Origin of the sequence: Haemophilus sp. C1, from assembly GCF_001276515.1 — a bacterium.
Lineage (GTDB): Bacteria > Pseudomonadota > Gammaproteobacteria > Enterobacterales > Pasteurellaceae > Haemophilus.
This window is the reverse complement of record NZ_LDVZ01000030.1, coordinates 1-12624: the sequence shown is the minus strand read 5'-3', so window position 1 is coordinate 12624 and position 12624 is coordinate 1. Positions and strand designations below refer to the sequence as shown.

Here is a 12624-nt window from a genome sequence, read left to right as displayed (position 1 = left end):
TCATTTAGCTCACATTTTTCTCTATTTATTTCTTATTTATTAAAAGTAAACGTTTGCTTGAGTAATCCTTAATGATAAATCCATATAACTTATCTCAAAGTAATAAAAAACCAATTGAGATAAAATTGTAATTACATCTTTTAATCTATATTTAAAAAGTCATTTTATTAACTTTTCAAAATTGCCCTCAATCTATCAAGTTGATTTTGTGTTTTTTCTTGTTTTTGCTCGGTGGTGAGTTTTGGTTTATCGCGTTCCCACAGTACATCATCATTGGGTAATTCAGCTAAAAATCGGCTCGGTTCAGGACGAACTAATTCACCATATTGACGGCGCTCACGACATAAGGAAAAAGTAAGTTCTTTTTGCGCTCTTGTAATACCCACATAAGCCAAGCGGCGTTCTTCTTCCACGTTGTCTTCATCAATGCTAGTTTGGTGGGGCAAAATGCCCTCTTCCATACCAATCAAATAAACATAAGGAAATTCCAATCCTTTAGATGCATGCAATGTCATCAGTTGAACTTGATCGCTCTCATCATCGTCTTCGCCTCGCTCCAACATATCCCGTAATGTTAGGCGGGTTACTACTTGATTAAGGTTCATCGGTTCATTGGTTTCATCGCCTTTTAACATATCCGCAACCCAATCAAATAGCGTGGCGACATTCTTACTTTGCATTTCTGCCGCTTTAGGGCTTGTTGCATATTCGTACAAATATTCTTCATAATGAATTGCGGATAACATTGAACGTACCGCACGTTCAGGTTCAGAGCGTTGAATTTCATCATTAAGTTCGACAATCCAACGGCCAAATTTTTGCAATGAATCATAGGCTTTTGGCGTGATGCGTTGAATAAGTTCAAATTCAAAAATAGCCTCAAATAAACTGATGTGTTTTTCCTGAGCCAACTCCCCAAGTTTTTGTAACGTCGCGGTGCCAATTTCACGCTTCGGTGTATTCACAATACGCAGGAATGCGGCGTCATCATCTTGATTCACCACCAAGCGCAAATACGCCATCATATCTTTGATTTCTGCTCGGGAGAAAAAAGAAGTACCGCCCGAAATTTTGTAAGGAATACGGTTTTGCATCAGTACTTTTTCGAGTAATCGGGATTGATGATTGCCTCGATACAAAATCGCATAATCTTTATATTTGGTTTTACGGCTAAAACGATGGGCGATCAACTCTGCGACAATCCGCTCTGCTTCGTGTTCTTCATTTTTTGCTTCGATAACAAGCAATTTCTCCCCTTCTCCAATGGTTGAAAAGAGTTTCTTATCAAACACGTGATCATTGTTATCAATCAAGATATTAGCACAATGTAAAATACGCTGGGTTGAACGGTAATTTTGCTCTAGCTTAATCACTTGTAAACGAGGGAAATCATCGCGTAAACGCACCATATTTTCTGGTCGTGCGCCACGCCACGAATAAATAGATTGGTCATCATCTCCCACCACAGTGAAACAGGCACGATCCCCCACTAAAAGTTTAATCAGCTCATATTGACTGGTATTGGTGTCTTGATATTCATCCACCAACAAATAACGAATTTTTGCCTGCCATTTTGACCGCACTTCTTCATTTTGCTTAAATAACAACGTCGGCAGCATAATTAAATCATCAAAATCAAGGGCATTGTAAGCTCGAATTTGTGTGGCATAACACTCATAACATTTTGCGAAAGTTTGATATTTAGCATCACGCGCCAACGCAAACGCCTGTTTTGGCGAAATCAAATCATTCTTCCAGTTAGAGATCACTGAAATTAACTCACGCAATAAATCCTTATCTTCTTTTAACACATCAGAGGTTAGCTCTTTTAACAACGCAAATTGATCATGTTCATCAAACAAGGTCATATTTGATTTAAAGCCCAACGCTTTATATTCACGCTTAATAATGTCAAAACCGAGCGTATGAAAAGTGGAAACGAGCAAGCCTTTGGATTGTTCTTTGCCAATGGAATGTGCCACACGCTCTTTCATCTCGCGTGCGGCTTTATTCGTAAAAGTAACAGCGGCAATTTGTTTCGGAGAATACCCGCACTTTTCAATTAAATGGGCGATTTTATTAATGATTACGCGAGTTTTGCCAGAGCCTGCGCCAGCAAGCACAAGACAAGGGCCTGTCACATATTCAACGGCTTGTTGTTGTTGAGGATTGAGTTTCATAAGAATTATTGAGCCCACGCATAGGGCAGTAATACGGTGTCTAATAAAAATGAGAGAGGCAAATCTAAGACTGGCAATCCCCATTGTTGCGCCATTTCAAGATCATAAGCAGCCCCTGCATAGGCGGTATATTTTTCTGTTGGATCGATAAGTTTGACCACAGAACCACAACCAGATAAAGCGATAAGTGCGGTTAAAAAAACAAAGATTTTTATCATCGAGCTTTTAACGCATTAAACACGGGCACAGGAACTAACTCCGCCACATCTCCGCCATGCAAATAAATTTCACGCACAATAGTGGAAGAAACAAACGCCCATTTTTCTACTGGTGGGAAAAACAGACTATCTGTGCCTTTTGTGAGTAAACGATTCAGTGCCGCCAATTGCAGTTCATATTCAAAATCTGTTGTTGTGCGTACGCCGCGAATAATGGCAGAAATATTGTGCTGTTTAATCACATTTGCCAACAAATCAGAAAAGCCAAACACTTCCACATTGGATAAATGTGCAACAGATTGACGAACAAGTTCTACGCGTTCCTCCAAAGAAAATAGCGTTTTTTTGCTTGGACTATTTGCCACCGCCACTAAAACACGAGGAAAAATTACCGCACTTCTTTCAATAATGTCTAAATGACCGTTTGTAATCGGGTCAAAAGTGCCAGGATAAATCACGCTCGTCATACATTACGCTCCAAATAAGGTTTTAATAAATCTAACAAACGCTGTAATGCACCACGGTTTTCCATCAGCACTTCATAGCCAGCATTGCCTAAACGTTCGCTAGCCTCTTTTGAATTTAATAAGGCTTCTACCGCACGTTCCAAAGCATCTGCGGTTGAATTAACTTCCAACACACCTTGTACTTCTACCAGCATTCGAAATATCTCGGGGAAATTGAAAGTATGCTTGCCAGTAATCACTGGCATTTTAAATGCAAGAGGTTCCAGTGGATTATGCCCCCCATGTTTCACAAGGCTTCCCCCCACAAAAGCAATATCGGAAATGCCATACATCAACATCAGTTCGCCCATGCTATCACCCAAAATCACTTGGGTATTTTCATTTGGTAATTCATTTGTGGAGCGACGAATAAATTGAAATTTTTCCTTTTTAAGTAAATCAGCCACCACATTAAAACGCTCTGGATGGCGTGGAACGAGCAATAACAATAAATTTGGGTATTTTGCTAACAAAGTGCGGTGAGATTTTAAAATGATTTCATCTTCTCCGTTATGCGTACTGGCTGCAATCCAAATCGGACGATTTTTTACCCAAAGAGATCGTAAATCATCAATCTTTTCACGTAATTCATCAGTGATCGAGAGATCATATTTAATATTGCCCGTGATATTCAATTTTTCCTTTGGATATCCCAAAGTGGCATAGCGTTTTCCGCTAATATGATCTTGTGCTGCAATCAAGCTAATTTGCGACCACATTGTTTGTAAGCGCGCTTTTATTTTTCCGTAACGATGTGCAGAACGTGCGGATAAACGAGCATTAGCGATGACAAATGGGATATTGCGTAAAAATAATTGATGAATAAGATTAGGCCAAAGTTCTGTTTCCATCACGATACATAATTTAGGTTGTACAAAATTAATAAAACGATGGATCGAAAAAGGCAAATCAAAGGGGAGATAATAATGAAAAACGCTGTTTCCAAAAGTGGCTTTTACGCGTTCTGAACCTGTGGGAGTAAAAGTTGTAAAAGTAATGGATAAATGCGGATAATCTTGTTGCAATTGACGAACCAGCGGTGTCGCAGCAATCACTTCTCCAACGGAGGCTGCGTGGATAAAGATCCCTTGTGGTGGTGGGCAAGACGCATTGCCATAAAAACCATAACGTTCAGCCAAACGCTGACGATAACGTGGAGATTTAACACTGAGCAAGCCAATAAAAAACAATATCAACGGCTGGCAAATTAAAAGCAAGCTGGTATAAAAAAAACGCCACATAAATGAAATTCGGTTATACTTGAAAAAATTTCGGCTAGTATAGCAAAAAAAGGATTGAAAATATGCCTACAATTAGCGTTGCGATGATTGTAAAAAATGAAGCACAAGACCTCGCCAATTGCTTAGACACCGTGAAAGATTGGGTGGATGAAATTATCATTTTAGATTCCGGTAGCACAGATAACACTAAAGAAATTGCGCTCAATTATGGGGCGAAATTCTATGAAAATAGCAACTGGCCGGGCTTTGGTAAACAACGCCAATTAGCCCAACAATATGTAACCAGCGATTATGTACTCTGGTTAGATGCAGATGAACGCGTTACGCCAAAGCTGCAACAGGCTATCTTAAGTGCGGTTAAAAATGATCGAGAAAATACCGTTTATGAAATTCCACGAGTTAGTGAAGTATTTGGGCGTGAAATTCGCCATTCAGGCTGGTATCCCGATTATGTGGTTCGCCTCTATCGCACAAACTATGCGCAATATAACGACTCACTTGTACATGAAAAAGTTGAATTTCCAGCTGGGACAAAAGTAGAAAAATTGACAGGTGATTTAGAACATTTCACTTATAAAAGCATTCATCATTATCTAGTGAAATCCGCAGGTTATGCCAAAGCATGGGCAGACCAACGCCAAGCTAAAGGAAAAAAAGCCACACTTTGGCAAGGAATCACGCACGCGCTCGGTTGTTTTGTGAAGATGTATTTGTTAAAAGCGGGTTTTTTAGACGGCAAACAAGGATTTTTATTAGCAGTGTTATCGGCACATTCAACCTTTGTAAAATACGCCGATTTATGGGAGCGCGATCAGCATAAACACTAGCGAGTTTTGCAAGGACAATCATTTAAATGATCGTCCACCAGTCCCATAGACTGCATAAACGCATAGCACGTGGTTTCGCCAACAAAGACGAAACCACGTTTTTTTAAGGCTTTAGAAAGAGCTTTAGATGCTTCTGTTTTAGCAGGTACAGTTCGCAAATCAGGCACATCATTGACAATCGGTTTATGATTCACAAATGACCAAATAAAATCACTGAAATCTTCACCGCACTTTTCCATCGCCAAATAAGCTTTCGCATTTTTGACAATGGCCTCTAACTTGGCTCGATGGCGAATTAATCCTACATTTTTCATACAATCATCAATATCAAGTGCGGTCATTTTCGCGATTTTTTGGGGATCAAATTGATGAAAGGCTACACGGTAAGATTCACGTTTTTTCAAAACCGTAATCCACGAAAGCCCCGCTTGCTGCCCTTCCAAACAAATTTTTTCAAATAGCTTTTGGTTGTCGAATTCAGGCTTTCCCCATTCCTTGTCATGATAATCAATATAAATAGGTTGTTCACCAACCCAAGGGCATCGAGTAGTCATAACATCTCCTTTTTAAGCTGCTCATAAACGGCGACAAAATCTGGCATTACGCCTCGCCATAAATGGAAAGAATGTGCTGCTTGCGCGACTAACATTCCAAAGCCATCGCTAACATTGGTTAAACCCAAACTTTTGCATAATGCGATAAATGGCGTGTCTATGCCTTTCGCATATTGCATATCATAAAAAGCCGAGCCCAATTTTAAAATTTCAGCATCAACTGGAGCTGTTACACCACTTAATCCAGCTGAAGTCGCATTAATCACCAAATCATAAGTTTGTAGCGGAATAGAATCCATTGAGGCGGCTTGAATATTGCCGTAAGGCTGAAATCTTTCAGCTAATTCTTTGGCTTTGGAAAAAGTGCGGTTGGCAAGGACAATATTTTGTTGAGCTTGTAAAAGTGGCAATAATACGCCTTTTGTCGCTCCGCCTGCTCCTAGAATTAATATGCGTTGATTTGGATGAAGCCAATTTAAACGTTGCAAATCCGTCACTAAGCCAATCCCATCGGTGTTATCTGCATAAAGTTTTCCATCATCAAGTTTTTTGAGAGTATTACAGGCTTCCGCCAGTTTTGCTCGTTGGCTATATTCATCTGCCAGCTGATAAGCTCGTTCTTTAAAAGGCGAAGTAATATTACAACCTTTCGCACCCTCATCGAAAAATGCCAAAAGCTGTTGTTCAAAAGCATCAAGATCGCCTAATTTTGCAATGTATTCTATGGCTTGATGCGTTTGCTCTGCTAACTTATTTTGAATTAATGGCGATTTACTTTGCGCAATCGGATTCCCCCACACAGCATAAAGATCCATAAATTATCCCTGTCTAAAAAGTTGATTGGTGCATAAGTCTCGAATTTCCGATGGATTACGCGCATCTCCCACAAGTTCATCTAATACTGGAAAATCCGCACCAAATTGTAACCGCACTTCATCGGCGGTGCGGCAAGGTGGCTCACCAGTCAGATTGGCGCTAGTCGAAGTTAATGCAAAACCCGTGAGTTCACACAAGGCTTTCACAGATGGGTGATCGCACAAACGTATTGCAATGCTATCAAATATTCCTGTGAGAAAATGCGGAGTGGTGGATTTAGCTGGCACAATCCAAGTCGTTGGGCGTTCATATTTACCTTGCAGGCGAGAAAGCTGTTCATCGTTAATCTGTTCAAAATCGACAAAAAGACGGAGAAAATCCAAGCTAGGCGCCACTAAAATCAACCCTTTTTCCACTGGACGTTGCTTTAAATCGAGTAATTTTTTTACCGCACTTTCACTTTGCGGATTACAGCCCAAACCAAATACAGCTTCAGTGGGATAAGCAACCACTTGATTTTGTCGAAGGGCCTCGGCAATTTGTTCTCTATTCATTTCACTCTTTTACTTTTATTGCTCAAAAATATGACGGCAAGTTTTATTTGCACACTGGAAGACTTGTTTCTCTCCATTTCTCTCTACATTGTCGCTTTTTAACAAGGAAAGTGGAAAATGGCAGGTTGGGCAAGGCACGGTATAAGGCTTGGCAGACAAAGAAAATTTACATTTAGGGAAATTATCACAGCCGTAAAAAATTTTTCCTTGGCGACCTCGACGAGAAATCAAATGCCCAGTTTTACATTCAGGACAAGCAATTTTTTCCTCAGATTCAGATTCTTCCCGCACCACAAAATCGCATTCAGGATAATGGCTACAACCAATAAACATCCCAAAACTGCCTTGTTTCAACTGCAATAAATTACTGCACTTCGGGCAAATTTCATCAAGTGTTTTTAATACTTTATGCTCCGATCGTTGCAATGGACGCAAATAATCACATTCAGGATAAGCAGAGCAACCTAAAAACAGCCCTTTTTTGCCTTGTTTAATTTGTAAAGGCGCACCACATTGAGGGCAATATTCCTGTTGTTTGCTATGATGAAAAAGGCTTTGATTCATAATCTGTCCTTATGCTTGCAGCATTTCTTCCAATTCTTCCTGTGCGGTCATCCATTCCGTTTCTACATCATCTAATGCTTTCTTCACATCCACTTGTTGAGCCAAAAGTGCGGTCAATTTTTCTTTATTTTCGGCATTATATAATTCGGCATCAACCAGTTGATTTTCTATGCTCGCAAGCTCAGAAGAAAATTTATTCATTTTTTCTTCTAATTGCGTGATTTTTTTACGCAATGGCGCAGTTTGTTGGCGTAACTCTGCTTCACGGCGTTTTTGTTCCTTACGATTTTGAACTGAATTTTCATTATCGCTAACTTTTTCTGAGGCTTTATTTTCAAGCGTGCTGTTTTGTTCACTCAACCATTTTTGATAGTCTTCTAAATCGCCTTTAAATTCTTCCACTTTTTTATCGTGAACCAAATAAAATTCTTCCACGGTATTGCGTAATAAATGACGATCGTGAGACACCACCACCAAAGAACCTTCGTAATCCACCAACGCTTCGGTTAATGCTTGACGCATATCCAAATCCAAATGGTTAGTCGGTTCATCAAGTAATAACAAATTCGGTCGTTGCCAAACAATCAAAGCCAACACCAAGCGAGCTTTTTCTCCTCCAGAAAAAGATTTTACTGCTTGATTTACTTTATCGCCGTGGAACGCAAAACTGCCCAAATAATCTCGAACTTGTTGCTCCGTTTGCTCGGGAGCGAGTTTTTGCATATGCCACAGGGCGGATTCGTCTGCGCGCAAAGTATCTAATTGATGCTGGGCAAAATAGCCGAGTTGCACACCTTTTGCCAACTGTACCGTGCCTGAAAGTGCGGTCAGTTCTCCCGCTAATAATTTAATTAAGGTTGATTTTCCCGCACCATTTTTTCCGAGCAAACCAATCCGCGAACCTGGCACCAAATTCAGTTTAATTTTACTTAAAATTTCTACCGCACTTTCTCCGCAACCATAACCTGCACTCGCCTGCTCAATCATCACTAAGGGATTTGGCAAAGATTGCGGCGGACGAAATTCAAAGGTAAAAGGATTATCCACATAAGCAGGTGCAATCAGTTCCATACGCTCTAAGGCTTTCATGCGGCTTTGTGCTTGTTTGGCTTTGGTGGCTTTGGCTTTAAAGCGATCAATATATTTTTGTAAATGGGAAATCTTTTGCTGTTGCTGACGATACATGGCTGTTTGTTGTGCCAGCTTGGTTGCCCGTTGCACTTCAAAGGAAGAATAATCGCCCGTATATTCGTTGAGCTTCTGATTTTCGATATGGAGGATTTTTGTCACAATCGGGTCGAGAAAATCACGGTCGTGAGAAATTAATACCAAGGTACCTTGATATTGCACTAGCCAACGCTCCAACCAAATAACCGCATCCAAATCCAAATGGTTCGTCGGTTCATCAAGTAACAATAAATCTGACGGACAAAGCAATGCCTGCGCCAAATTTAAACGCATACGCCAACCGCCCGAAAAGGCTTTCACTGGCTGGTTTGTTTCTTCTTGACTGAATCCTAAACCATGTAATAAGGAAGCTGCACGAGATTGAATTGTCCACGCATCCAAGGTTTCTAATTGCCCATGAATGCGCGCAATGGCGTTACCGTCATTGCGTTCATTTGCCTGATTAAGCTCTCGTTGCAAACGGCAATATTCACGATCCCCTTGGATCACATAATCAATCGCAGAAATATCCAATGCGGGTGTTTCTTGATTCACCCAAGATACCCGCCAATTTGCTGGATAATTTACCTCGCCACCCTCTGGCATTAATTCTTTTTTCAATAAGGCAAAAAGCGAAGATTTTCCACAACCATTTTTCCCCACCAAGCCGACTTTTTGCTTAGGATTAATCGTAGCTGAAGCATTTTCGAGAAGCTCCGTTTGCCCTCGTTTTAAGGATAAGTTACTAAATATAATCATTTTTCTACATAGGTCTTAATTTGAGGCTATTTTGCAATATTATTTAAAATATACAAAATTTGTTTTTATTTATACTTGAATTAATTGAGGGGATTGTATTGGAATACGTGTTATCCGTATTGTGCATAATGAAAAAGTGCGGTAAATTTTTTACCGCACTTTTGGTTTTAGATATGATTAGAACTCAAACTGAACTGACATTCTATAGTTTCTGCCTGGTGCATAAAAGCGGTTTAAGCCTTTACCTGTTGCTGTTTCTACTCGGTTAATCGTGCCTATATGACGAATAGAACGGGCAGAGTCCCAAGTAAGATATTTTTGATTTGTTAAATTATAAACACCAGCTGTAAATGTAAGGTTTTTAATTGGTTTCCAATAAGCAATGGCATCTATCACAGTGTAATGCTTATTGCGCCATAATCCTCTAGAGTCTTTTACCTCTTTGCCGTTCACTTTTGTAGCAGGTATATCGTGTTCATTGCCATAAATATTTTCTTTTCTGGCAACCATGCTCGTCCATTGTGAATTAAATGTATCTTTTTCTTTTTTAGCTGCAATATCGGTGATATACACATCCATGCCCCATTTTTGGCTTGGTGCATCATAGCCAATGTTATATACCGATGTGGTAGGTTGCAATGCATTCATAGGCTGATCTTGTGAAGCAATAGCAGTATATTGCGGATTTAGTTTCAAAAATTCAGCATACCCAGAACGTAATTTGTTATCTTTAATTCTTCCTTTTTGATAGGTGAATTTATAACCTAAATGGAAACCTTGTAGATTTTCAAACAAATCCCCCATTTCAAGACGTGAAGCAATTTCGATACCTCTGACTCTTGCTTGATCTCGATTTTGGTTTTGATAAAACGGATATTCTATTGTAGAACCTTTCTCAATTTGTTTATTTTTTTCAAAGACCAAATCAATAAAATTACGATAATCACTTTGAAACGCACTTAACGTAAGATAACTATTTTCCTTATAAAAGGTAAATGCAACTTCTTTCGTTTTTGATGTTTCTGCTTTTAAATTGGTATTTGGACCTATGGAAAAATCTGGATGCTTGAATGTCATATAAATTTCATCAGAGGTTGGCGCACGGAAAGCATTAGCATATTTAAGCTGCACGCGAAGCCAATCAGTGGGATCTAGATTCAAACCAATATTATAAGAATGATGTTTATAGGTTGTTTTGCGTAATAGCAGTGCAAGATTTTTTTTCATATTATTTGTATAACAAACAGTGTTATAGCGACAATCGTTATATCCTACAGGAACATACGTGCCATAAACGACATCTTTTTCATCAAAAGGTACAAATATTCCTGCAATTAAGCCACCTGGAACGGGAGTTTTTTCATCATAACCAGGCAAATATTTCACATGGTCATAGCGATAATTTAAATCTAGCCCTAGCCAAGAGGTAAGTTGCACATTATCTCCAAAATACAACACATTATTTTTAGTGGTAATAGGGATTAAATAAGTGTACTTGTAGTTTTCATAATTCATTAAAGCACATCTATGTGCACTATAATCAGGTGCTGGCTTATGTTCAATAGGGTATGTGCCGTCCACAGTTTTATTACAGAAAAAATAGTCAGCCCACCATTGCACATTTGCAGCGGTATAGCCTTCGTTATTGACCATATTTTTTAGTGTTTTTTCATAAAAACCACCATATTTTAAACTGTGTTGAGTGCTCCATAGATTAAACTCTTTATCAAGATCGAGTTTAATTTGTTTGGTATGTGTATTTAAATCGCGATCATTATAGAAGTCGGTGCTGTATCCAGAGCTTTTTGGGAATAAAAAACGTGCGGATTCTTCTTTTAGAGGTCCACCCTCCCACATTGCTTCTCCCTTTTTTAGTGGAATTTCCCCATATTTTTTGCCATTTAAAGTTTTAATGATAATATCTCGGTCTTCATACTTATATTTGTCATTCCAATTTTCATCTTTTTCAACAAAAACCCTAAATTTTTTGTCCTTACAATTTAATTTCTCACAATTAATTAATACAGAATCAAGTGAACCGCCTTGTGAATCTATATCACTATCAACATCTTCATTCTTATTATTCTTATATTTACGATCCCAGCCATAGTCATCCTCTACGCTTGTAAATTCACCACCGTTTTTATCGACAATGCTATAAACGCCGTTCTTTTCCACTAACTTTAACCCTTGTGGATTACTTACACCAGTACAAGTCGATTGATGACAATATTCATCCGAACGTGCTTTATTAGTAATATTTTGTGAGGAATAACTTAGTTTAATATGATCCCAAAAAGGGGTTTGACTGAAATTTTCATAACTAAATTGAATATTTTTTCGTTTGGATTGATCATTAATAACTCGCTCACCGTGTGTTTCCGCGCATGATGTATCCTTGCATGGTCTAAAAACATAAGACAAATCCATACCCTTTGTTTCTAAAGTGGAATCATCTAATGCCACACTCAAGCGATGGTTTTCATTAGGCTGAAAGCCCAATTTTATTAAAGTACTTTGTCGGGTAATTTGATAAGGATCGGCTTTTTCACGTGTAGGACCAACCGCACTTAAATCAGCCTTTTTATTGGGATAAATTTTATAATCGTAGTTTTCTATTTCATGTCCATCACGTTTTGTATCAACGACTAAAATATCAAATTTTTTATAACGTCCTGCGAAGGTAAGTGCATTAAGGTTTTGATTATTCATTGTTTGATAGCCACGTTTAAAGGAAAAATAATAATTTTTATCCAATAAATAATCCCGAGCATCTTTTGTTTCAAACATCACTGAGCCACCTAAAGCACCACTACCAGCCTTAATCGAATCAGAACCTTTTGTAATTGTTGCCTGTTTTACATTTTCAATTTCTACACTATTACGTGTATTATTAAAATTTCCATAACCCTCAAATAACTCCTTAAATCCTTGAGAGCTTAAGGTTTCAGCTTGACGAAGTCCATCAACCATAATACCCACACGGTTTTCATCAACTCCTCGAACAGCATAACCGCTTGATCCTGTTCTTCCTGTTTCAACAACACTAATACCAGTTTCATAACGTACTAAATCTCGAGAATCGGAAGCCTGTTGCTTGGAAAGCTTCTTAGCAGTAATTTGGGTTTCCCCGACTTTTTTCTCTTTGATATTAATATTTTCTGATGAATCTGAAACATTAATTTGTTCTAGTTGTTCAGAAACATTACTATTTTGGTTGGTTGGTTGGTTGGTTGGT

The 12624-nt window shown here is 38.7% G+C and carries 11 protein-coding genes; 1 reads left to right on the top strand and 10 read right to left on the bottom strand.

The genetic code is table 11. The features are described 5' to 3' along the window. Window positions 1-167: 167 nt before the first annotated feature. The 4 genes from rep to waaA are packed head-to-tail and all read right to left on the bottom strand — an operon-like array spanning window position 168 to window position 4145. Window positions 168-2180 carry a DNA helicase Rep gene (rep, locus tag ABW51_RS08800; protein WP_053466444.1) on the bottom strand — a complete coding sequence of 671 codons (2013 nt, stop codon included), beginning with the start codon at window positions 2178-2180 and terminating at the stop codon, window positions 168-170. A gap of 5 nt (window positions 2181-2185) precedes the next feature. Then, window positions 2186-2398, bottom strand: a complete 213-nt coding sequence (locus tag ABW51_RS08795) for a YceK/YidQ family lipoprotein (RefSeq protein ID WP_053466443.1) — start codon at window positions 2396-2398, stop codon at window positions 2186-2188. Beyond that, window positions 2395-2865 (bottom strand): pantetheine-phosphate adenylyltransferase, encoded by a 471-nt coding sequence (gene coaD, locus ABW51_RS08790; protein ID WP_050949057.1) that lies wholly within the window; start codon window positions 2863-2865, stop codon window positions 2395-2397. Before coaD ends, ABW51_RS08795 begins: the two co-directional genes overlap by 4 nt. Then, a complete protein-coding gene (gene waaA / locus ABW51_RS08785) occupies window positions 2862-4145 on the bottom strand; it encodes a lipid IV(A) 3-deoxy-D-manno-octulosonic acid transferase (protein ID WP_053466442.1) in 1284 nt (427 codons plus the stop codon). The genes coaD and waaA overlap by 4 nt, the downstream gene beginning before the upstream one ends. A 62-nt stretch (window positions 4146-4207) precedes the next feature. Here waaA and ABW51_RS08780 point away from each other — a divergent pair, with 62 nt between their 5' ends. Next, window positions 4208-4972 (top strand): glycosyltransferase family 2 protein, encoded by a 765-nt coding sequence (locus tag ABW51_RS08780; protein WP_053466441.1) that lies wholly within the window; start codon window positions 4208-4210, stop codon window positions 4970-4972. On the opposite strand, the gene ABW51_RS08775 is transcribed toward ABW51_RS08780, so the two are convergent. The 6 genes from ABW51_RS08775 to ABW51_RS08750 all read right to left on the bottom strand — a co-directional run. Then, window positions 4969-5526 carry a DNA-3-methyladenine glycosylase I gene (locus tag ABW51_RS08775; RefSeq protein WP_053466440.1) on the bottom strand — a complete coding sequence of 186 codons (558 nt, stop codon included), beginning with the start codon at window positions 5524-5526 and terminating at the stop codon, window positions 4969-4971. The two genes, ABW51_RS08780 and ABW51_RS08775, sit on opposite strands and share 4 nt — an antisense overlap. Then, window positions 5523-6341, bottom strand: coding sequence for a shikimate dehydrogenase (gene aroE / locus ABW51_RS08770; protein WP_053466439.1), 819 nt, complete (start codon window positions 6339-6341; stop codon window positions 5523-5525). The genes ABW51_RS08775 and aroE overlap by 4 nt, the downstream gene beginning before the upstream one ends. Window positions 6342-6344: 3 nt before the next feature. Further along, window positions 6345-6896: a Sua5/YciO/YrdC/YwlC family protein gene (locus ABW51_RS08765; protein WP_053466438.1), complete on the bottom strand. Its 552-nt coding sequence runs from the start codon at window positions 6894-6896 to the stop codon at window positions 6345-6347. Between the two features lie 15 nt (window positions 6897-6911). Then, window positions 6912-7460: a DNA topoisomerase family protein gene (locus ABW51_RS08760; protein ID WP_053466437.1), complete on the bottom strand. Its 549-nt coding sequence runs from the start codon at window positions 7458-7460 to the stop codon at window positions 6912-6914. A gap of 9 nt (window positions 7461-7469) precedes the next feature. Then, on the bottom strand, window positions 7470-9386 hold the full coding sequence (locus ABW51_RS08755) for an ABC transporter ATP-binding protein (protein WP_053466436.1): 1917 nt from the start codon (window positions 9384-9386) through the stop codon (window positions 7470-7472). Between the two features lie 177 nt (window positions 9387-9563). Further along, on the bottom strand, window positions 9564-12624 hold a 3061-nt coding region (locus ABW51_RS08750; RefSeq protein WP_053466435.1), incomplete at its 5' end, for a TonB-dependent receptor domain-containing protein.